This window comes from Adlercreutzia faecimuris (assembly GCF_022669055.1).
Classification (GTDB): domain Bacteria; phylum Actinomycetota; class Coriobacteriia; order Coriobacteriales; family Eggerthellaceae; genus Enterorhabdus; species Enterorhabdus faecimuris.
This window is the reverse complement of record NZ_JAJMLW010000002.1, coordinates 597,448-618,100: the sequence shown is the minus strand read 5'-3', so window position 1 is coordinate 618,100 and position 20,653 is coordinate 597,448. Positions and strand designations below refer to the sequence as shown.

The 20,653-nt window shown below is 62.7% G+C and carries 19 protein-coding genes and 1 pseudogene; 19 read left to right on the top strand and 1 reads right to left on the bottom strand.

Translation table 11 applies throughout. The annotated features are described in order from the left end of the window. The 14 genes and pseudogenes from LPT13_RS07905 to LPT13_RS07840 form a co-directional block, all read left to right on the top strand. Nucleotides 1–347 (top strand): annotated as a pseudogene (locus tag LPT13_RS07905) (hypothetical protein); the annotation flags it as partial. Next, nucleotides 334–1,632 (top strand): O-antigen ligase family protein, encoded by a 1,299-nt coding sequence (locus LPT13_RS07900; RefSeq protein ID WP_242165326.1) that lies wholly within the window; start codon nt 334–336, stop codon nt 1,630–1,632. The pseudogene LPT13_RS07905 and the gene LPT13_RS07900, both read left to right, overlap by 14 nt. Next, nucleotides 1,616–2,833 carry a hypothetical protein gene (locus LPT13_RS07895; protein WP_242165324.1) on the top strand — a complete coding sequence of 406 codons (1,218 nt, stop codon included), beginning with the start codon at nt 1,616–1,618 and terminating at the stop codon, nt 2,831–2,833. Before LPT13_RS07900 ends, LPT13_RS07895 begins: the two co-directional genes overlap by 17 nt. After that, complete coding sequence (locus LPT13_RS07890) at nt 2,823–4,274, top strand: lipopolysaccharide biosynthesis protein (RefSeq protein WP_277926960.1); 1,452 nt, start codon at nt 2,823–2,825, stop codon at nt 4,272–4,274. The genes LPT13_RS07895 and LPT13_RS07890 overlap by 11 nt, the downstream gene beginning before the upstream one ends. A gap of 84 nt (nt 4,275–4,358) precedes the next feature. Beyond that, nucleotides 4,359–5,381: a UDP-N-acetylglucosamine 4,6-dehydratase (inverting) gene (pseB, locus tag LPT13_RS07885; RefSeq protein WP_242165321.1), complete on the top strand. Its 1,023-nt coding sequence runs from the start codon at nt 4,359–4,361 to the stop codon at nt 5,379–5,381. An 11-nt stretch (nt 5,382–5,392) separates the two neighbouring features. Next, nucleotides 5,393–6,598, top strand: coding sequence for a UDP-4-amino-4,6-dideoxy-N-acetyl-beta-L-altrosamine transaminase (gene pseC / locus LPT13_RS07880; RefSeq protein WP_242165318.1), 1,206 nt, complete (start codon nt 5,393–5,395; stop codon nt 6,596–6,598). Further along, nucleotides 6,598–7,299, top strand: coding sequence for a pseudaminic acid cytidylyltransferase (gene pseF / locus LPT13_RS07875; RefSeq protein ID WP_242165317.1), 702 nt, complete (start codon nt 6,598–6,600; stop codon nt 7,297–7,299). Before pseC ends, pseF begins: the two co-directional genes overlap by 1 nt. Continuing rightward, nucleotides 7,296–8,333 carry a pseudaminic acid synthase gene (pseI, locus tag LPT13_RS07870; RefSeq protein WP_242165314.1) on the top strand — a complete coding sequence of 346 codons (1,038 nt, stop codon included), beginning with the start codon at nt 7,296–7,298 and terminating at the stop codon, nt 8,331–8,333. Before pseF ends, pseI begins: the two co-directional genes overlap by 4 nt. Before the next feature lie 78 nt (nt 8,334–8,411). Beyond that, nucleotides 8,412–9,464, top strand: coding sequence for an NAD-dependent epimerase/dehydratase family protein (locus LPT13_RS07865; protein WP_242165313.1), 1,053 nt, complete (start codon nt 8,412–8,414; stop codon nt 9,462–9,464). Nucleotides 9,465–9,466: 2 nt separating this feature from the next. Further along, entirely contained in the window at nt 9,467–10,516 is a 1,050-nt protein-coding gene (locus LPT13_RS07860) for a PseG/SpsG family protein (RefSeq protein WP_242165311.1), read from the top strand. Further along, a complete protein-coding gene (locus tag LPT13_RS07855; RefSeq protein ID WP_242165309.1) occupies nt 10,513–11,727 on the top strand; it encodes an ATP-grasp domain-containing protein in 1,215 nt (404 codons plus the stop codon). Before LPT13_RS07860 ends, LPT13_RS07855 begins: the two co-directional genes overlap by 4 nt. Then, the gene (locus LPT13_RS07850) at nt 11,627–12,529 is read left to right on the top strand and encodes an HD domain-containing protein (RefSeq protein WP_347264131.1); all 903 of its coding nucleotides are present in this window, start codon (nt 11,627–11,629) and stop codon (nt 12,527–12,529) included. Before LPT13_RS07855 ends, LPT13_RS07850 begins: the two co-directional genes overlap by 101 nt. A gap of 52 nt (nt 12,530–12,581) precedes the next feature. Beyond that, nucleotides 12,582–13,382: an acyltransferase family protein gene (locus tag LPT13_RS07845; RefSeq protein ID WP_242165305.1), complete on the top strand. Its 801-nt coding sequence runs from the start codon at nt 12,582–12,584 to the stop codon at nt 13,380–13,382. Further along, the gene (locus tag LPT13_RS07840; RefSeq protein WP_242165303.1) at nt 13,349–13,675 is read left to right on the top strand and encodes a hypothetical protein; all 327 of its coding nucleotides are present in this window, start codon (nt 13,349–13,351) and stop codon (nt 13,673–13,675) included. Before LPT13_RS07845 ends, LPT13_RS07840 begins: the two co-directional genes overlap by 34 nt. A 173-nt stretch (nt 13,676–13,848) precedes the next feature. Here the strand turns inward: LPT13_RS07840 and LPT13_RS07835 are convergent, their stop codons facing one another. After that, nucleotides 13,849–14,670, bottom strand: coding sequence for a hypothetical protein (locus LPT13_RS07835; RefSeq protein WP_242165301.1), 822 nt, complete (start codon nt 14,668–14,670; stop codon nt 13,849–13,851). Nucleotides 14,671–15,050: 380 nt separating this feature from the next. Between LPT13_RS07835 and LPT13_RS07830 the strand changes: the two genes are divergently transcribed. From LPT13_RS07830 to rpmF, 5 genes are all read left to right on the top strand, one after another. Then, nucleotides 15,051–15,521, top strand: a complete 471-nt coding sequence (locus tag LPT13_RS07830) for an ATP synthase subunit B family protein (protein WP_160709696.1) — start codon at nt 15,051–15,053, stop codon at nt 15,519–15,521. Between the two features lie 109 nt (nt 15,522–15,630). After that, nucleotides 15,631–16,200 carry a YceD family protein gene (locus LPT13_RS07825; RefSeq protein WP_242165299.1) on the top strand — a complete coding sequence of 190 codons (570 nt, stop codon included), beginning with the start codon at nt 15,631–15,633 and terminating at the stop codon, nt 16,198–16,200. 465 nt (nt 16,201–16,665) lie between these two features. After that, the gene (locus LPT13_RS07820) at nt 16,666–18,144 is read left to right on the top strand and encodes a chloride channel protein (RefSeq protein ID WP_242165297.1); all 1,479 of its coding nucleotides are present in this window, start codon (nt 16,666–16,668) and stop codon (nt 18,142–18,144) included. A 41-nt stretch (nt 18,145–18,185) separates the two neighbouring features. Beyond that, nucleotides 18,186–20,174: an ABC transporter ATP-binding protein gene (locus tag LPT13_RS07815; protein ID WP_277926957.1), complete on the top strand. Its 1,989-nt coding sequence runs from the start codon at nt 18,186–18,188 to the stop codon at nt 20,172–20,174. A gap of 275 nt (nt 20,175–20,449) precedes the next feature. Then, nucleotides 20,450–20,629, top strand: coding sequence for a 50S ribosomal protein L32 (gene rpmF, locus LPT13_RS07810; protein WP_242165295.1), 180 nt, complete (start codon nt 20,450–20,452; stop codon nt 20,627–20,629). Nucleotides 20,630–20,653: the final 24 nt, after the last annotated feature.

Below are 20,653 nucleotides of genomic sequence, written 5' to 3'. Positions count from 1 at the left end.
TCGCCTACCTCCACGGCCACGAGGTCGGGGGCACCAACCCCAGCCTGCTCGAGGGCATGGCCTCCACCGGCCTGTGCCTGCTGCTCGACGTGGGCTTCAACCGCGAGGTCGCCGGCGACGCCGCCCTCTACTGGACCAAGGAGGAGGGCTCCCTGGCGGGGCTGATAGAGGGGGCCGAGGCGCTGGGCGCAAAGGAGATCCAGCGCTTGGGTGCGGCTGCCAAGTCAACCATAGAAGAGCGGTTCTCGTGGAAGTACATTGCTGCTCAATACGAGGCGCTTTTTAGGAATTCTTGTAGGGGTTTTGGAACAGCCTGTCGATCTGGGGAACGATGTGACCGAAACTAAGGTGGTTGAGACAGCTGCCTGCAACCTGGTTGCCTTCAATCCAACTAGGATTCGTTGGCGATACAACCTGATCTCTCTTCGGAACCTCATCCTCGTGCTCTTGGGCGCGACTGTTTTCTTTGATTTTATTGCCGGGCTTTTGAAAGCCAGCGTGATTTCGCAGTTTGCGCGTGCACTGCTTCTAGCTGCGCTCCTTTATGTAATTATGAGATTAGATGTGAAGAAGTTTTCTTTCATCACTGCTCTATTCGGTCTTATCGTGTTGAATTCATTTATTACTCAAGCATTTTCGGGTACATCTTTGTCGTGGAACTCCTTTTTCTACGACATCTCCGCTGGTTTAAAAATACTCCTGTTTTACTGCGTTTATTCAGCTCTTACCGCACTTAACCGCAAGGGTCTTTTGGATGGAAAACAGATCGAGGCAGTCTTCGGCTTCGCGGCAATATACACACCCCTGCTCTACTTAATGACGCTCTTTCTTGGCGTAGGGATTGCGAGCTACAGCAATGGATCTGGCTTTAAGAGTGTCTTTCTTTCGCTGAACAGCATAAACATAGCAATGCTTGTGCTGTTCATTTACTCACTAGACAAGGTTTTCTCATCTCGAGATAGAAAGTGGGGAGTGCCGGCAGCATTAAATCTAGTCTCGCTTCTTCTCTTGGGGACAAAATCGAGTCTCCTATTTGCTCTTGTTGTTATTGCGTATTATTCCCTTTTTGCTGGAGAGAACCGCATAAAGCGTCTATTTGTTATCGGGTGTGCATGCGTTGCCGTGGTCTTAGCGTTCAGCAGCATCAGTTTTTTGCGCGATTCGTTTACGAGTACTCTCGAGCGACAGGCATATCTTTTCGAGACTCGATCCCTTTTCGACTACTTAACTAGCGGCCGGGCGTGGATGCTTGAGGCTGCAATGGATATTCGTCTGAGCGGAGGGAATCCTCTCAATCTCTTACTGGGAAGCGGATACTATACGTTCCATCATGAGCTAGCGGTTGCATCGGACTACCTCTCAACCAATGCTGTTCGTCCGATTGAGTTTGACTGGGCGGATTTGCTCTTCTCCTACGGAATCATTGCAACGGCAGTTGTATATGGTTTTATCGCATCAATAATTCACAAAGCATTCTGTATTTCAGGAGAGAAGCCCTTTTATCTGATTGCGCTCGTTGTTCTTGTTGTGTTCGGATGCTTTGGTGGCCATGTCTTTTTTGAGGCCATATCCTCGACTTATCTGGGAATGGTACTAGCAGGGATCAAGGTTTTCGATGACTCGTCTTGCTAGAGAACACATCCTTCAGCTTTGCCTTGAAGATTGGGAAAACGTCGTCGCTATGGGCAAAAAATCGTGGATTCGGCGATGCGGGATGGATATTGTTGCCAAGTTTCTCGTTCTTCTCATCAACTCCTTTGGCAGAAGAGGGTGGGAAAAGACAGTATATGTTGACGAAGTCAACAATCTGAGCATGCGCGAGAACCTAAGGAAGACCGCGGCGATAACCCATGGAGAAAACGCGCGTTTTCTCGTCTTTAATAGGATCGAACATGAGAATCATTGTCGAACGGGGGCGATCTGGACAGCGGGGGCCATTCTCGGGGTTGCGATAGCTTCCTCTTTCCTCGTAGCTCTTTTTGCGGGAAAGAAGGAAGGAGTCAATAGACGGCTCATGGTCTTCCTGATTTGGTGGTTCGAACAGTATGTTTCTAGGCTGGCTGATGCTCGGGTAATAGTGCTGATGTCGGATCATCACTTCTTTTCTGCGGTGGCTGCAATGCAGCCCCATCTTGAGAGCGTTGTTCTTCAGCATGGTTTGATACAAGACGAGAGGTTTTATAAGCCAATTAGGGCAAATCACTTTTTCGCGTGGAGCGAGAAAAGTGTGAGCCTAGTATGCTCGAGAAAGGCTATTCCAACCGGTACCTATAAGTTCACCGCTAAAGGGTGTTGGGATAACGCGAGCGCGACTTTTGCATCTGCGAAGAAGGTTTTACTGTGTCTCTCTTCAAGTAAGAGTGTAGATGAGATACAGAAACGCCTCGATCCTCTTCTGTTGCTTCAGGAGAAGTACGGATTCGATCTCATGGTCAAGATGCATCCAGGAAGCATGTTTTCGTTTGAGAATTTAAAGCGCTCCACGTGCGGGCAAACGATCGAGTTGTACAAGGAAGAGAGGATAGAGGATCTGGATTTTGATTTTGCCGTAGTTGAGCAGTCGACGGCAGTTTTAGATGTCATATGTTTAAGCACCCCGCTTGTTATTCTGGGAGATTGTGGGGATGGGTATTTCAATGAGTATCGCAACCTGATCCCCCTATCTTTTTCTTCCGAGGAAGAGGTTGATCTTATCGAGTCATTCTCGATCGATCGTTTTCGAGCTGGATATGAGCTGTTGAAGAGAAACGAGATCAGCGGCAGTGGGCCTACTATTCGCGAATGCCTTCTTCGACTAGAGGAAGGCGGGAGGCTTCCTCAGTTTGGCGGGTGACGGTCGCACTATTCGATCCTTCGCCTGGAGCTTCTTGGAACAAGGGGGCTCCAAGGCTGTTCTCATGATCGTCCAGATCGTCCTTGCGAGAATACTGTCTCCCGAGGCATTTGGCGTATTGGCCATCGTGCTGGTTGTTACGAGCATCGCGGATTCTATAGCACAAAGCGGACTTGGAATGGCGTTAGTGCAGAAGACAGATGCGGACGATAGATCCTATTCGACGGCCTGGTGGATAAGCCTTGTTCTTGCAGCTGTGCTTTACGTGATAATTTTTGCTTCTGCCCCGTTTGTGGCATCGCTCTATCGGATACCGGATCTCGAAGGGTATCTGCGAGTTCTCGGTATAGTCGTCTTCTTTAATTCAGCGATTTCGATACAGCGCTCTCATCTTCAACGATCCTTAAATTTTAAACCCATTTTTAAATCAACAACGATCGCCGCGCTCGCTTCCGGAGTCGTAGGCATCGTACTGGCATTTCTCGGATTTGGCGTTTGGGCGCTTGTCGTCCAATCTCTGTTGCAGAGCGTCGTAACGAGCTTGGTAATGAGATTCCAACTTCGGTGGAAACCTCGCCTGTTCTTCAGCGGCAGAGAGGCTTGGGAGTTGTTTGGCTATGGTTGGAAAATATGCGTCACAGGAATTCTCAACGTACTTTATTCAGGTGTTTCTGAGCTCGTAATTGGTCGTGCCTGCTCGGCATCCGATCTTGGCCTCTATAGCCAAGGGCGAAAATACCCCCTGGCTGCTATCGGCGTCATTAGCAACTCTATTGCCAACGTGCTTTTTCCTACATTCTCATTGGTAAAGAATGAAAAGGAGGTACTAAGGGAAAGGCTTAAGCAGTCTCTTGCGGTAGGGTCGTTCATGGTTGCCCCCCTGTCCCTCCTTTTCGCGGCCTTAGCCGAGCCTTTGGTGGCGATCCTGCTTACTGAGAAGTGGCTCCCGTGTGTGCCCATCTTCCAGCTAACGTGCCTCTCTAACTCCGTTCTCATGTTTCAGCTCGTCAATCTTCGCGCCTATATGGCGCTTGGCAATAGTGCCCTTTACCTGAAATTGCAGATCATCAAGGTGCTTGGAGGCGGTGGGGCCATATGGGCCACCGCCGTCATCTCGCATGATATCTACGCTACCGCCATCGCCACGTTCGTCGTGGGGATCCTCTCGGTGCTCGTGGTCGATATGGCGCCTGCTCGCAGAATCCTCGGCTATGGCGCCCTCGATCAGATCCGGGATCAAATGCCCATATTCCTGCTCGCCATCATCGCGTTCTCCGCAGCCTTCTTCACCAGCTGCCTCCAGATTCCCTACGTTGCCGAGCTGCTTCTCCAGTCTCTCGTGTTCGGCGTTGTCTTCCTCGGGGGCGCCAAGCTCCTTCATTTTAAAGAGCTCGATCAGGTGACACACGTCGCCTCTGGTCTGCTTCGGAGGAAGAGCTGATCTGGTTCCCAATGTCGTCAGATGCCGAGCGGCGGCGCCCAGCCGGCGCTCGTCGATGACGCCTACGATGAAAGGAATAGAACAATGCTAGACGGTAAGACGATTCTCGTAACGGGCGGCACCGGGTCGTTCGGCAACGCGTTCACGCAGTATGTGCTCGAGCGCTACGACCCCAAGAAGATCATCATCTACTCGCGCGACGAGTACAAGCAGTTCGTCATGCGCAACAAGTTCATCGAGCTCGGCAAGGTCGCCGGCAAGGACTACGACTCCAAGCTGCGCTACTTCATCGGCGACATGCGCGACGAGGCCCGGCTGCGCCGCGCCCTCGTCGGCGTCGACTACGTGATCCACGCAGCCGCCCTCAAGCAGGTCCCCGCCTGCGAGTACAACCCGATGGAGGCCGTCAAGACCAACATCGACGGCGCCATGAACCTGGTCAACGCCTCGCTCGACTCCGGCGTCCAGAAGGTCGTCGCGCTCTCCACCGACAAGGCCGTCAACCCCGTGAACCTCTACGGCGGCACCAAGCTCGTCTCCGACAAGCTCTTCATCGCGGCCAACGCCTACCGGGGCCAGTCCGGCACCACGTTCTCGGTCGTGCGCTACGGCAACGTCGCCGGGTCGCGCGGCTCGATCATCCCGTTCTTCGACAACCTCATCAAGGGCGGCGCGACGGAGCTCCCCATCACCGACTTCCGCATGTCGCGCTTCTGGATCTCGCTCGACGAGGGCATCCAGCTGGTGGTCAAGGCGCTCGCCGAGGCCGAGGGCGGCGAGACGTTCATCTCGAAGATCCCCTCGTTCATGGTCACCGACCTCGCCACGGCGATGGCGCCCAACGCCAAGCAGGTGGAGGTCGGCATCCGCGAGGGCGAGAAGCTCTCGGAGTGCATGGTCCCCGCCGCCGACAGCATGACCACCTACGAGTACGAGAAGAACTACATCATCTACCCGCACATGGAGTGGTGCGACCTGTCCGAGATCGACCTGGCGGGCGGCAAGAAGGTCGAGCAGGGCTTCGTCTACGACTCGGCCACCAACACCGACTGGCTCTCGGTCGAGCAGCTGCGCGAGCTCCTGTCCGGCATGACCATCAAGTACTAGGGCGGCCGGCCATGGAACTTGCCATCAACGGCGGCCTCCCCGCAAGCGAGCGGTACCTGGGCTACGGGCATCAGGATATCTCGGAGGAGGACATCCGGGCGGTCGTCGACTGCCTGAGGAGCGACTACCTCACCTGCGGCCCGGCGACCGAGGCGTTCGAGGAGGCCCTCAGGGGCGTGACGGGCGCGGGGTTCGTGACCGCCGTGGCGAACGGCACGGCGGCGCTCCACATCGCCTGCCTCGCGGCGGGGATCAAGCCGGGCGACGAGGTCATCGTGTCGCCCATCACCTTCGCGGCGTCGGCCAACTGCGTGCGCTACTGCGGGGCGACCCCGGTGTTCGCCGACATCGACTCCGACACCTGGAACATCTCTCCGGCGTCCATCCGCGAGAAGGTTACCGATAGGACGCGGGCCATCGTCGCGGTCGACTTCGGCGGCGTGCCCGTGGCCGCCGATGAGATCCGGGCCATCTGCGACGAGTTCGGCCTCGTCTTCATCGAGGACGCGGCCCACTCGCTCGGCTCCGCGCGCGGGGGCGTGCCGGTGGGATCCCTCGCCGACATCACGACGCTCAGCTTCCACCCCGTGAAGACGGTCACGACGGGGGAGGGTGGCGCGGTCGTCACGAGCGACCCGGAGCTGGCCCGGATGGCGGAGCTCTACGCCAAGCACGGCATCACCCGCGATCGCGGCCTGCTGCGCGACAAGGATCAGGGCGGCTGGTACTACGAGCAGCTGGCCCTGGGCTACAACTACCGCATCAGCGACATCGAGGCGTCGCTCGGCGCGAGCCAGCTCAGGCGCCTGCCCGAGTTCTCGGCCCGTCGCCGGGAGCTGGTCGCGTTCTACGACGAGCGGTTCGCCGAGATCCCTGAGGTGTCGTTCCAGATCGACGCGACCCCCGAGGAGACGACGCGCCACCTCTACTGCCTGAAGTTCGACACCGAGGCCCTCGGCGCGTCCCGCCGGTTCATCTTCGACGCCCTCAAGGCGGAGAACATCGGCGTGAACGTGCACTACCTGCCCGTCTACCTGCTGCCGTACTACCAGGACCTGGGCCACAGGCGGGGCGAGTGCCCGAACGCGGAGGACTACTACGACCATGCCGTCACGCTGCCGCTGCACTGCGGCCTCACCGACGAGGACGCCCAGCACGTGGTAGACGCCGTGGCGAAGGTCGTCGAGTGGTGCCGCGAGAGGGGGCGGGACGCGTAGTGGCTTCCGCGATCTGCATCATCACGGCCCGCGGCGGCTCGAAGCGCATCCCGCACAAGAACATCAGGGAATTCTGCGGGAAGCCCATCATCGCCTACTCCATCGAGGCGGCGCTTGCGAGCGAACTCTTCGACGAGGTCATGGTGTCCACCGACGACGAGGCCATCGCGGCGGTTGCGCGGGAGTACGGCGCGTCGGTTCCGTTCATGAGGAGCGTGGCGGCCAGCGACGATCACGCGGCTACCTCCGAGGCGGTTCGCGAGGTGTTGGACGATTACGAGCGCATCGGCAAGAGGTTCGACGCGGTGTGCTGCCTCTACCCGACCGCTCCCTTCGTCAGGGCGCCAGAGCTTCGCGAGGCGTTCGATCTGATGAGGGAGGGCGCGACGTCGGTCATACCGGTGACGTCCTATGACTACCCACCGTTGCGAGGATTCAAGATTCATGTGGACGGGTCGCTTTCCTACGCCTTCCCCGAGTACGCCGCCATGCGAAGCCAGGATCTTCCGGCGATGGCCCACGACTGCGGGCGGTTCTACCTTGCCACGACCGATGCGTTCCAAAGCGCCGGCAGCTTCATGACGGAGAAGACCCAGGCGCTCTGGATTCCCGCCCGATTCGTCCAGGACATCGACACACCGGAGGATTGGGAGGTAGCCGAGCAGAAGTACCGAGCAATGATTGGGAGGGATGCCTCATGAGGCTCTTCGAGACCATGGCGAAGGGGGATGTCTACTTCATCGCGGAGATGTCGGGCAACCACGGGGGCAGCATCGAGAGCGCGATGGAGATCGTGCGCTCCGCTGCCGCGGCAGGCGCCGATTGCCTGAAGCTTCAGACCTATACTGCCGACACTATCACCATCGACTGCGACTCGCCTGACTTCCAGACTCAGGCGGGCGGCCTTTGGGAGGGGCGGACCCTCTACGACCTCTACGAGGAGGCTCACACACCCTGGGAGTGGCAGGCGGAGATCAAGCAGGAGTGCGAACGGCTTGGCATGGATTTCCTCTCATCGGTGTTCGACCCCACGTCAGTGGATTTTCTGGAGTCCATCGGCGTCGAGATGTACAAGATCGCCTCCCCGGAGCTGGTAGACGTTCCCCTCATACGCTATACGGCCTCCAAGGGCAAGCCGATGGTGATCTCGTGCGGCATGGGCAGCGAGGAGGAGATCGCCGAGGCAGTCGACGCCTGCCGGTCGGCTGGCAACGACCAGATCGTGCTGCTCAAGTGCACGAGCGAGTACCCTGCGGTCTACGAGGACATGAACGTCGCGACCATAGTCGATATGAGGGAGCGGTTCGGATGCCACGTGGGCCTTTCCGATCACTCCATGGGCTGGGCGGTTGACGTGGCCGCCGCCGCGCTCGGCGCCGGCGTCATCGAAAAGCACTACTGCCTTTCACGCGAGGACAAGACCGTGGATTCCGAGTTCTCCATGGAGCCGGAGGAGTTCGCCTCCATGGTGCGCGACGTGCGGATTGCCAGAGCCGCCATTGGCTCGGCCACCTATGAGCGCTCCGAGAAGGAGGAGCGAGGGCTTGCCGGTCGCCGCTCCCTCTACGCCGTGAGACCCATCGCCAAGGGGGAGCTGTTCACGGCGGAAAACGTTCGCAGCATCAGGCCGGCATACGGCATCGCGCCGAAGCACCTCGACGACCTTCTCGGTCGAGCGGCGCGACGCGATATCGCCTTCGGGTCACCCATCGTGTCATCCGACCTGGACGGGTAGCTCGCCCCTATGGCGCGGAGATGCTTTTTCCAATCAAGCGCACGGCGACGCTGTGCTAAAAGAGAGATGAGGTAGTGCATGGGCAGATGTTTGGTAATTGGCGCCTCGAGCTTCATCGGGGCATATACCGTCGATGCCTTTCGCGAGGCCGGCTATGAGGTGGTCGGTACGGGGCGCAACCCCCGCTTCAAGGAGCACTACGCCTCCGTCGGCGTTGGGTACCTGCCGCTCGACCTCGATGATCCGGCAGGGATGGATGTCCTGCCGACCGATGTCGACGTAGTCGTTCACCTGGCGGGACGTCTCCCCGCAAACTCTACTTTTGATTTGGAGTCGGAGGACGATGCTGGCAACTACCTGAGAACCAATGCGCTGGGGATGGCCTCCTTGCTCGAGTGGTGCAGAAGGAGCGGCATCGGCAGGATTATCTCCACCACGTCTTACGCCGACGTTCAGAATCGCTGGAGCGCTCATGAGTCTGTCCTTGAGACATGGCCGAGGGACTTCAGGCTGAGCGGCGACCATGCCGCCTACGTTATATCGAAGAACGCGGCATGCGACTTGCTGACGTACTACAACAACCAGTACGGGATGAAGAACGCGGCGTTCAGGCTCCCTCCCGTTTACGGGTGCGGCCCCCATGACTCCCTTCGCGTGAATGGCGCGGTGAGGAAATCAGGTATCGGGCTGTTTGTCGATAAGGCGAAGGCCGGCGAGCCCATAACCGTCTTCGGCGACGCCGAGGCTGCAGTGAGGGATATTGTCTATGTCAAGGACGTTGCCCAGGCGTTCGTCAGGGCTGCTGGCAGCGAGAAGACGTCGGGGCTCTACAACATCGGTTCTGGTCGCGCAGTGTCGCTGCTCGAGCAGGCCGAGGCCATAGCCGACGTATTTGCCGGGCCGATGGGGAAGTCCGCGGTGAGCGTCGATCCCGATAAGCCGAACGGAATCACATCGTATCGGTTTGACATAGGCCGGGCCCGACGCGATTTCGGCTACTCGCCGGCATTTGCTGATTTCCGCGACTTGATGGCGGATTGGAGATACGAGGAGGAGCGCGGGGTGATGCCGGCGCTCTTTCGCGGAGGTGGCTCTGCGGGCAACGAGGGGGAGCGCGTTCTGCCGGAGTGATCATGTGCGGCTCTTCCCCTAAGAAGGTGTTTATAAGGACGGATGCCAATGCAATGATCGCGTCGGGCCACGTCATGCGCTGCCTGTCGGTCGCCGATGCCTTGAGGGGCCGAGGGGCTGGCGTTGAATTCGTTCTGTCGGACAACGGGCCCGCTGGGGTCATACGCGAGAGGGGCTATGAGGCGCTTATCCTCGGAACCGATTGGCGGCGAATCGAAGAAGGCGCCGAGCTCCTCGAGGCCAGGTGCCTTGAGGAGTCGGAGAGGCCGGTCGTGCTGGTGGACACCTACGCGATCACGAGCTCCTACGTGAACCGCCTCGCCCGATGCTGCCGGGTGTGCTACCTTGGGAGCAAGGCCGGGGATTTGGGCAGCCTCGCCCTCCTGGCCAACTACTCGACGGAGGTTGACGTGCGAGGTTGCGAGATGCTTTACGGCAGTCGCGGGACGCGACTTCTGCTCGGCCCCTCCTTCGCGCCCCTGCGGGCTCAGTTCGCCGACTCCTACGAGGATCGAACGGGTGAGGTCGACAGGGTCTTAGTGACTACGGGAAGCACTGATCCGATGAGGTTCGTGCCGACGTTTCTAGAAGCAGCCTTGAAGTCGGAGGCGCTCAGGGATGTTTCGTTCGCGGTCGTCGTCGGCGGAATGTTCGATGACGTCTCGGAGATCGAGGGCATCGCGTCGGCGCATCCTCGCGTCGAGCTGCATCGCGGTGTCTCGGATATGGCGGAGCTCATGGCATCAGCTGATGCTGCGGTATCGGCAAACGGAACGACGGTTTACGAGATGGCGGCCGTCGGCCTGCCGGCGGTTACGTTCGCAATGGTGGAGGAGCAGGTCCCTAGCGCTGAGTCGCTGGCAAGGCTCGGCGCGGTCGCCTATGCGGGATGTGCGGGAGATTCCGCTTCCGAGGTCGCGAGGAGGGCGCTTACCCGGCTCGAGGGGCTCGTCTCGGAGCCGAGGAGGGCCCATGCGCTTGCCCTGCGCGCCCATGCCCTCATCGATGGCCGCGGGGCGGACAGGATTGCAAAGGAGATCATCACGTTATGACGCAGCTTGATGGGCGCAAGACGGTTGTCATGCTTGGCGGGAGCAGGCTCCAGATCCCGGCGATAGAGGCTGTCCAGAGGCTCGGCTTTCGCGTGGTCTGCGCTGACTACGACCCGGAAGCAGCCGGCTTCGCGGTTGCCGATAAGGCCTCTCTCACGAGCACCCTCGACGTCGACGCCATCGAGGAGCTTGCGAGGCGTGAGGGGGCCGACTTCGTCATCACCTCGACGAGCGACGCCCCAGTGAGGGTGGCCGCCCTCGTCTCCGAGAGGCTGGGGCTGCCCACGGGGATCTCCTCGGGGGACGCCGTCTGCGCCACGCAGAAAGACGCCATGAGGGCGCGGCTCGCCGAGCGCGGCGTTCCCATACCGGAGTTCTTCGCCTGCGACACGGTGGAGGAGTTCGGCGCCGCGCTCGACCATTTCGGATACGACTGCATCGCCAAGCCGGCCGACTCCGCGGCGAGCCGGGGCGTGAGGCTGATCGCGCCCGCCGATCGGGGCCGGCCCGTCGGCGAGCTGTTCGCCTCCTTCTGCGCGTTCTCCCGGAAGGGCACCGTCATGGTCGAGGAGCGGATCTCCGGATCCGAGGTCAGCGTCGAGGCCATGACGGTAGGCGGGGAGACGGTGGTGCTCTCCATTACCGATAAGATGACGACGGAGCCTCCGTACTTCGTCGAGCTCGGGCACTCCGAGCCCTCATGCCTTCCCCCTGATGCCCAGGAGGCGATTCGCGCCATCGCGCGCAGGACCGTCGAGGCGATCGGGATCGTGTCCGGCCCCTCCCACACGGAGGTGATGCTGACGGATGACGGCCCGAAGATCATCGAGACGGCCGCGCGGCTCGGAGGGGACTTCATCACATCGCGCCTCGTGCCGCTGTCGACCGGCATCGACGTGGTCGAGGGATCCGTCGCCGTGGCGCTCGGCCTTCCTTACGACTTCTCCCCGAAGGATCGCCGGGGAAGTGCCATAAGGTTCATCACGGCGTCACAGCCTGGGGTCGTCGAGTCCGTCTCCGTCCCCGATGAGGTGGAGGGCGCCGAGGGCGTCGAGGAGGTCAGCCTCTACCTCTCTCCCGGGGATCGCATCGGGGCACCGCATTCCAGCAATGACAGGATCGGCCATGTCATATGCTCGGGGGATGACGCCGAGGTTGCCGCCGGTCTCGCCGAATGGGCCTTGGGAAAGATCGAAGTTGCCCTCGCCTAGCTTCGGTCGGTCCGCGGCCCTCGGCGTATTCGAGGGGTACGTCCGAGGCTTCGACCTCCGAGACCCCCAGATCGCCCTCAAATACGAGCATACGCTGAACGTCGCGGAGCTGTGCGCGGAGATAGCGCGTGGCGGCGGCATGGGCCCCGACGACGTTGACCTGGCGTGGCTGTGCGGGCTCCTGCACGACATCGGCCGCTTCGAGCAGCTGCGGATGTGGGGGACGTTCCGGGACTCCGAGTCGGTGAGCCACGCGAGGCTCGGGCTGACCATCCTCGAGGGCGCCGGGCTCACGGGCGCCGAGTTGGGAGACGGGGAGGGCCTCCTGCCGCGGTTCACGGGCGATCCCGCATGGGCATCGGTCATCAAGCCCGCGGTCGGTCTGCACAGCGACCTGCGTCTGCCGGACGGCCTCGATCCCCGCGTGCGGGCGTTCTGCGAGATCGTGCGCGATGCCGATAAGGTCGACATAGTGCGCGTGTTCTCGCAGGGTGAGTGCGAGGCGATACTGGGGCTGGCACCGGACGAGTTCGCCCGCGGGGGGATCTCCGACGAGGCGATGGTCGGCTTCCGCGAGCGTCGCTGCCTCGGGCCCGACGACCGCAGGGCGAGTCTCGACGGCCTGGTCGGTGTCATCTGCCTGGCCTTTGAGCTGACGAGCGATGTGGCCGACGAGGCGCTGGGTGAGCGCGGCTACCTGGGAGACCTGATCGAGCGCCCCTTCGGCCTCTCCCCGCGCTTCGCCGATCCCGACACCCGATCCAAGTGGGACGAGATCGCGAGGGCGATGTCGTGGCGATAGCCGCAGGTTCGCCTGGGGGTGCTTCGCCGAAGTCGCTTTACGGAGAAGACGCGTGCGCATAGTTCTCTTCGATTACATAAAGGTGCTCATGAAGACCTTTATCATCGTCACCCACGTTCCCCTCATTACGGGGGCGATGCGCGCCGACCTGCAGTTCGCGTTCTGGATCGACCAGGCCGTCCCCTTCTTCTGGCTCATAAGCGCCTTCCTGTTCAACCTCGCCTTCTACCGCCATGGGTCGGAGCGGTCGTGCGATGAGCTGGGGGGTAGGCTCGTTCCCAGGCTTAAGCGCGTGGCCGTGCCCTATACCATAGTGTTCGCCCTCCTCCTCTTCCTCGTCTTTGCGCAATCTGATATCTACTCATCGGCAAGCCAGCTGATAGGGGTTGGCATTCCCCATAGCCGGCTGATGCTCGTGCCGGCGATCGTGGTGGACTACCTCTGCGGCGGAAACGGGCCGGGAGGGTACTACATTCCGATGCTCTTCCAGATGTATCTCGTGCTGCCGTTCCTCTGCGCATGGCGCAGGCGCTGGCCGAAGGCGACCCTGGCGGTTGGCGCCCTGGCCATTATCGCGTGGGAGTTCGCTGCGTCGATGGGCCTGGTTTCGACGCAGGCGTATCGCCTGGTGCTGATTCGGTACGGGTTCTACCTCCTCGCGGGCATCGTCATCTGCGATTGGTACCGAGAGGGGCGGGTGGGGGATCGAAGTTCCTCCTTGCCGGGGCTTCCCTCGTCGTTGTCGGCGCGCTCTACCTGGCCTCCGTCAACATCTGGGGAGTCCACCTGCCCTGCGGGGAGGGCTGGAGGAACTCCTCGATGCTGTCGTTTGCCTACGCGGCGGGGACTATGATGATCGCCATGTTCTCATGCCATCGTACGGGGCGGCTCGACTTGCTCGGACTCGGAGAGCAGCGCCCGCCATCGCGGGTCGCCTTGTTCTTCGAGTCGGTGAGCAAGGCGGCGCTGCACATCTACATATTCCAGATGCTCTTCTTCTACTTCATGAACGCCCATATGGGTTGGTTCGACGCGATGGGCCTTGTCGGCTCCATCGTCTTCTCAGTGGTGGCATGCACTGCCATCGGATATGCTCATTACGCGATCGGTGCCCGCCTCAAAGCGAGGATGAGAGGAAGCTCTTGAGTGGCTTGTAATCACAAAAGCGCTTTTGGGGCTCAGGTAATTGTGCCAATTTGGAAGTCATATCTCCCAGATTCTTACGGTGGTTTTGCGATAAGTTATTCCCGTTGAAATGCCTTTCGCGCAAAATGCGGTCTCTCGAGTTTGGTTTGTCTTTGTCAACATGTAGGCATTGCTCAAATCTGGTACTCGACACCATGCTGCATTAAATACTTTTCCATAAGTTCCCTTCGGGCTATATCCATTCGATACTTCCAGGGTGTCCGAAAGTCTTTAAGAATCCAAAAGCAAGACGAAGACATTTCTCGTAAGGACTGGGCGGCTTTTTCGTAATTCCGTGCACTCAAATTGTTTAGCAACTCCAATGCTTCAGATTCTGCATTCGATAGAAAGTAAGAATCCCCGCTTGCAATGAAACAATCGACGAAGCCGATCTGCCTCCTTTCGTCTTTTATGAGCTGGATAGAGTGTTTTAGGTCATCAATCGCATCTTTTATGCAGTTTATTTCTTTTTCGGTTATAGAAGCGGGTGCGCGTACGGTACTGAGTGCTTCGTTCAGCGCATTAAGGTTGGCCATGGATTCCCATTTCGTAAATTGAGCCTTAAAGGGAGATCCGATTATTTCGAAATCTCTTCCAAAACGCCCGCGTAATTCCGAGCAAATCTCCCACTGGCGCAAAAGGCTCTGATGGCGCTTGATTTCCTTTTCTCTGATTTCACGTATTGCCAGCAGCATGAAGGAGCCGAGAAAGAGAAGGACTAGCTCAACGATTGCGCTGGAATGACTAATTAAATCGGCCTTCCAGAGAACGAATAAGGCTCCGATGGCGATAGGGGTGAAAACGGCCAATACGGGTAGCCAGTCCTTCAAATACATCACGCACCGCTTTACTGCACGTAAAAACCTTCGACTGGGGAACCAAAGCTTTTGAAATTGAAAGCAAATTGCTTTCCCGAAGGTCATTTCATATGTTTTCCACTCGTACTTTACGATCAATTCATCACCTATTCCAAGTAGCTATTTTAGCGCCGCTTGGTCGGACGGCTATAGTTGCTCCGGCAGATTGGCGTCTTAACCATGAGAAGGTTATATCATGCGCCGGACTAACGGAAGGTCGGGAGGTTCTCGGGTTTGAGGGAGGCTTGGCGTAAAACATCGATTGGGATTGGCGTAAAACGTTAAGTCAGGGCGGCGTAAAATGACGATTGGGGCACCGCTCGGGTGTCGCTTTGCCTTCTAAAACGTGTGCGGTTTGTGTGTGGTTTTAGGGGGTGGTTCGAGCGTGCTAGAATGGTACGACTTCTGTGCGAACGCAGCCGCGCAGATGACGCGATAGACCCGGTGCCCTCGGGCACGTGACGGCTGGAAGGACGAACATGGACGAAACGGGAGTCTTGGGACTTTTGGAGGAGCTCTCTATCCTCCTGGAGGACTCGAAGCCGGTCTTCGGCAAGAACAACCTGCGCCAGGTGGACATCGCCGCCGCCTTCGAGATCATGGACGAGATCCGCGACACCTTCCCGAGCGAGTTCTCCCAGGCCCGCCAGATCGTCCGCGAGCGCCAGAGCCTGCTCGACGACGCCGAGGCCGAGGCCAACCGCATGATCGAGGACGCGCGCTCCCAGGCCATGACCATCGCCTCCGAGCAGGAGATCGTGCGCATCTCGCAGCAGCAGGCCGACACCATCCTGGCCGACGCCCGCGAGCTGGAGCGCCAGACCCGCGCCGGCGCCGAGGACTACGCCGACGAGGTCTTCGGCCACGTGGAGCAGAGCCTCGACACCCTGCTCAACAACGCGCGCCGCTGCCGCGACCGCCTGAACGCCAACTCCATCAGCGTCCGCTAGCCGCGCGAGCGGCCCGCACGTGGCGCCAGGGCGCCGCATCACCAGCACCGACGCCGGCCGCCCACCGCGGCCGGCTGTTTTTTACCCCCGATCCCCGAGGAGGGACGTCATGGAACCCATCAAGATAGCCATCCCCAACGAGCTGTTCTCGCCGGCCGAGATGACCCACTTCGACGGCACCGTCGACATGGGCGTGATGAAGGCCGGGCCCGACCTGTACACCTTCGCCGCGCCGCTTTCCTGGTCGGTCGACGTGACCAACACCGGCGACGCGTTTCTGGTCACCGGCACCGTCGAGGGCGACGCGCGCACGGCCTGCGCCCGCTGCCTCGACGATGTCGACCTGCCCGTCACCGGCGAGATCGAGGGCTACTTCCTCATCGGCGGCGAGGACGCCGAGGCCCCCGAGGACATGGACGAGGACGAGTTCGACCTGCTGCCGGCCGACAACAAGATCGACCTGGCGCCGCTCATCGAGGCGGCCGTGCGCCTGGAGGTGCCGCTCGTGCCCCTGTGCCGCGACGACTGCGCGGGCCTGTGCGCCACCTGCGGCGCAAACCTCAACGACGGCCCGTGCGGCTGCGAGCCGGCCGGCGACGAGCCCGACGCGGGCAACCCGTTCGCCGTGCTCAAGGGCCTCGACCTGGGCGGCGCGCCCGCTGCGGGCGACGCCGAGTAGCGCCCCCGCGCAGCTCGACCTTGAGAATCGCGCCCTCCTTTGCAAATCGGAGCGGTTTTGCACTCCCGGATGCCCCCTGCCTGGGCCCGGGGGAGCCCTTGGGGCCCGGAGGGGGAGGAAAGACGCCGCATAGGCGGCCCTCCGGAGCGTCGGAGGGGTACAAAACCGCGCGAATTTGCGGGCGGCCGGCTGTTTTCCGAGGTTTCGCGCCCCCGGCGCCTCCGGTGTCGCTCACGCCGCCCGCTTGCGTTGCTCACGCCGCCCGCTTGCGCCGCTTGCGCGCCCGCTGCGGGCGAGGTCGAGCGGGGAAGCGCCCCCGGCCGGCGCGCCTATCGCCCGCCAACCCAACGTAACGTCCCGGAAAACCCCGGGCGGCGCTGCGGAAACGCTTCGCCGCCCGGGGTTTTCGTCCTCCTCCGCCGGCCTAAGGTGGGGGTGGACGACAACCGACGGGAAGGGGGCGCCATGGGCGTGATCGACGGCGGCCAGGTGGCGCGCCACGCGCTGTTCGCCGTGGCCGTGGGCGTGGCGGGCGCGGCGGCGTCGATCGTGCTGTGCCTGTGCGTGGGCCTGGCCTGGGACGCCTACCAGGCATGCTGGCAACTCATCTTCGCCCTGCCCGCCTTGGGCATTCTCTCTCTTCTGCTCTACCGCGCGTGGCACCTGCCGCTCGACATGACCACCCACAAGGTGGTCGGCTACATCCGCGACGACCGCGAGGTGTCGCCCTGGCTCGCCCCCGGCATCCTCATCGGCACGTGCCTGTCCATCCTGGGCGGCGCCTCGGTGGGCAAGGAGGCCGGCGCGCTCCACATGGGCGCGTCGCTGGGCGATCTGGTGGCCCGCCCCTTCAAGCTGCGCCCCGTCCACCGCGCCGACGCCGGGCAGTCCATGGCCGGCTACGCGGCCGCCACCGGCATGGCCGCCGCCTTCGCGGCCCTGTTCTTCGCGCCGCTCGGCTCGTGCATGTTCGTGCTGGAGCTCGCGCGCTTCAAGCGGACGGTGACCAAGCACCTGCTCTCCATCCTGCTCGCCTGCTTCGTCGCCTTCGCCCTGGCCAGCGCCGTCGGCATCGGGGACGTCATCCCCAAGGTGGCCCTGCCCGCCCTCAGCTGGCCGGCGGTGGGCCAGTGCGCGGTGATCGGCGTGGCCTGCGCCATCGTGGGCACGTTGTTCGTCAAGGCCATCGACGGGCTCCAGCGCGTCACGGCGCGGCGCTCGCGCGACTACTACCTGTGGGTGGCGGCCGGTGGCCTGCTCATCGCCGGGCTCACGCTGGCCTTCGGCTGGCAGCCCTTCGGCGGCACCGGCGGGCCGCTCCTGGCCGACGCCCTGGCGGGGAGGGCGGGCACCTGGGACTTCGCCGTCAAGGCGGTGGTGACCGCGCTCGCGCTCGGGCTGTGGTTCAAGGGCGGCGAGATCATGCCCTCGTTCACCATCGGCGCGCTGCTCGGCGCGTCGTGCACGGCCATGACCGGCGGCGACGCGGGCTGGTCGGCGGCGGTGGGGGTGGTGGCCTTCTTCGCCGCCATGAGCCGCTGCCCGCTGGCGGCCATCCTCATGGGCTGCGAGATATTCGGCTGGGAGGGCGCGCCGCTGTTCGCCATCGCCGTGGCCGTGTCGTTCCCCTTCGGGCGTGACGTGGGGATGTACGGGCTCGGCGCCACCTCGGCCGTCTACCACCTGGGGCGCGCCGCCGCGCTGCGCGTGCGCGACCCCGAGCGCGCCGCCGTGGTCTCCGCCGCCGTGGGCGCGGCCGACCGGGCCATCGTCGATGAGCGCGCCCGCCAGACGGGCGCGGCGCCCGCGGCTCCCGCCCGCGCCGACCGTCGCGCCGTGGCCGACGCGCTGTCCCAGGACGTGGAGCGCGCCCACCGCGCGATGGGCGCCATCGAGGCCGAGCTGGAGCGCCGCCACGAGCCGACTTCCGGCTCGCAGGGGTGAGCGCGCGGCCGCAGGGCTACAATGGGCCCATGGAGGATGCTATGAGACAGACCCCGAAGGACCCGCACCGCGGGCCGCTGTCGGCCCCCGCGCGGGCCGCGGCGGAGGAATCCCACGCCGACGTGACCGCCGGCCGCGTCCTGCGCCGCTTCATCGGCTACTACGGCCCCTACAAGGGGCTGCTCGCCGCCGACCTGCTGTGCGCCGTGGCGCTCGCCGCCGTCGACCTGGCCTTCCCCCAGCTGCTCGGCTTCTTCACCAAGGAGTTCTTCCTGGAGCCGCCCGAGGTCATCCTGGCCTCGCTCGGCGCCATCGCGGCCCTGTTCGCCGCGCTGTACCTGGCGCGCACCGCTTGCCAGTGGTTCATCACCTGCTGGGGCCACATCATGGGCGCCCGCATGGAGGCCGACATGCGCCGCGACCTGTTCGAGCAGTACCAGCGCCTGTCGTTCGGCTACTACGACCGCCACAACACCGGCGCCATGATGTCCAAGATCACCACCGACCTGTTCGACATATCCGAGCTCGCGCACCACGGGCCGGAGAACCTGCTCATCTGCACGCTCAAGATCGTGGGGTCCTTCGCCCTGCTGTTCATGATCAACGTGCCGCTCACGGCCATCATGCTGGCGGCGACGCTGGTGATGGCGACGCTGTCGTTCGCCCTCAACTACCGCCGCCGCGCCGTGTTCCGCGAGAACCGCGAGCGCATGGCCGGCATCAACGCCGCCGTGCAGGACTCCCTCGGCGGCATCCGCGTGGTGAAGTCCTTCGGCGGCGAGGCGGCCGAGCGCGAGAAGTTCCGCGGCGCCAACGAGGCCTTCCTCGACACGAAGCGGCGCTCGTATAAGTTCCTCGGCGCCTTCCACGCCATGAGCTCGCTGTTCCTGGGCGTGCTCTACGGCGTGACCGTCGTGGGCGGCGGCTACTTCGTGGCCCAGGGCACGCTCAGCGTGGCCGACCTGGCCATCTACGCCCTCTACATCGGCATCTTCATCGCGCCGGTGGAGCAGCTCATCAACTTCACCGAGACGCTCCAGAAGGGCTACGCGGGCTTCCGCCGCCTCATCGAGGTGCTCGCCGAGCGCCCCGACGTGGCCGACCGCCCGGGCGCCGTGACGCTCGAGGAGGCCGAGGCGCGCCGCGCGGCCGGGCAGGACGCGGAAGGGAAGGGCAGGGAAGGCGCGGAAGGCGTGCGCTGCGCCGGGGATTTGGAAGGCGAGCGAGGTGCGGAAGGCGCGGAAGGCGAGCGAGGCGCGCGCCGCGGGAGAGGCACGGGGCCCGGGCGCGGGGCCGTCCCGCGCGGGCGCGTGAGCTACCGCGACGTGCGCTTCTCCTACGGCGACGGCACGCCGGTGCTCGACGGGCTCAGCCTGGAGGTGCCCGCCGGCGCGACGGTCGCGCTCGTGGGGCCCTCGGGCGGCGGCAAGACCACCACCTGCTCGCTTCTGCCCCGCTTCTACGACGTGGACGCGGGCGCGGTGGAGATCGACGGCATCGACGTGCGCGACGTGACGCTCGCGTCGCTGCGCGCGGCCATCGGCATCGTCCAGCAGGACGTGTACCTGTTCGGCGGCACCGTGCGCGAGAACATCGCCTACGGCCGCCCCGGCGCCACCGACGCCGAGATCGAGGAGGCCGCGCGCCGGGCCAACGTCCACGACTTCGTGGCGGCGCTGCCCGACGGCTACGACACGCTGGTGGGGGAGCGCGGCGCGCGCCTGTCCGGCGGCCAGAAGCAGCGCATCGCCATCGCGCGCGTGTTTCTGCGCGACCCGCGCATCCTCATCCTCGACGAGGCGACGAGCGCGCTCGACAACGAGAGCGAGCGCGCCATCCAGGCGTCGCTGGCCGAGCTCTCGCGCGGGCGCACCACGCTCATGATCGCGCATCGGCTGTCGACCATCCGCTCGGCCTCGCTCATCGCCGTGGTGGAGGGCGGGCGCGTGGTGGAGCAGGGCACCCATGACGAGCTCCTCGCCCGCGGCGGCACCTACGCCCGCTACTACCGCCTCCAGTTCGGCGAGTAGCCCCGCTCGGCCCGTGCCGCCGCCCGGGTCACGTCGCCGCCTGCGTCCGGCTCGCGCGCGAACGTGGCCGCGCCCGGCGTGCCGCCCGCGGCCGGACGGGGACGTCTCCCGGCTCGCGCCGCCCCGCCGCGCCGCCGCCCGGGCGCTGCGCAAAAACCCGGGGATGGGGCCTTGCGGGGGGCAAATCGGTTTGGTAGAATACCATTTCGTGCGTTTACTGAAGCAAAGCCCGGTGACGGCCCGCGTCTCCGGGATGTAATGAAGGAGAATCGACCATGGCAGTACCCAAGCGCAAGACCGGCCGCGCCCGCACCCACGCCCGCCGCAGCACCAACGACAAGATCGCGGCTCCCGCCCGCTCCGTGTGCCCGCAGTGCGGCGAGGCCAAGCTCCCGCATCGCGTGTGCCCGAGCTGCGGCTTCTACAAGAACCGCGAGGTCATCGAGACCGAGTAGCGCGCCCGCTTGGCGACGCCATGC

Bases quoted from the DNA above. Each gene is read 5' to 3' on its own strand.
- pseC (WP_242165318.1), top strand. From the start codon at position 5,393: ATGGAACTTGCCATCAACGGCGGCCTCCCCGCAAGCGAGCGGTACCTG.
- LPT13_RS07855 (WP_242165309.1), top strand. From the start codon at position 10,513: ATGACGCAGCTTGATGGGCGCAAGACGGTTGTCATGCTTGGCGGGAGC.
- LPT13_RS07865 (WP_242165313.1), top strand. From the start codon at position 8,412: ATGGGCAGATGTTTGGTAATTGGCGCCTCGAGCTTCATCGGGGCATAT.
- LPT13_RS07850 (WP_347264131.1), top strand. From the start codon at position 11,627: ATGACAGGATCGGCCATGTCATATGCTCGGGGGATGACGCCGAGGTTG.
- LPT13_RS07895 (WP_242165324.1), top strand. From the start codon at position 1,616: ATGACTCGTCTTGCTAGAGAACACATCCTTCAGCTTTGCCTTGAAGAT.
- pseB (WP_242165321.1), top strand. From the start codon at position 4,359: ATGCTAGACGGTAAGACGATTCTCGTAACGGGCGGCACCGGGTCGTTC.
- pseI (WP_242165314.1), top strand. From the start codon at position 7,296: ATGAGGCTCTTCGAGACCATGGCGAAGGGGGATGTCTACTTCATCGCG.
- LPT13_RS07840 (WP_242165303.1), top strand. From the start codon at position 13,349: ATGCTGTCGTTTGCCTACGCGGCGGGGACTATGATGATCGCCATGTTC.
- LPT13_RS07830 (WP_160709696.1), top strand. From the start codon at position 15,051: ATGGACGAAACGGGAGTCTTGGGACTTTTGGAGGAGCTCTCTATCCTC.
- LPT13_RS07825 (WP_242165299.1), top strand. From the start codon at position 15,631: ATGGAACCCATCAAGATAGCCATCCCCAACGAGCTGTTCTCGCCGGCC.
- LPT13_RS07820 (WP_242165297.1), top strand. From the start codon at position 16,666: ATGGGCGTGATCGACGGCGGCCAGGTGGCGCGCCACGCGCTGTTCGCC.
- LPT13_RS07815 (WP_277926957.1), top strand. From the start codon at position 18,186: ATGAGACAGACCCCGAAGGACCCGCACCGCGGGCCGCTGTCGGCCCCC.
- rpmF (WP_242165295.1), top strand. From the start codon at position 20,450: ATGGCAGTACCCAAGCGCAAGACCGGCCGCGCCCGCACCCACGCCCGC.
- LPT13_RS07860 (WP_242165311.1), top strand. From the start codon at position 9,467: ATGTGCGGCTCTTCCCCTAAGAAGGTGTTTATAAGGACGGATGCCAAT.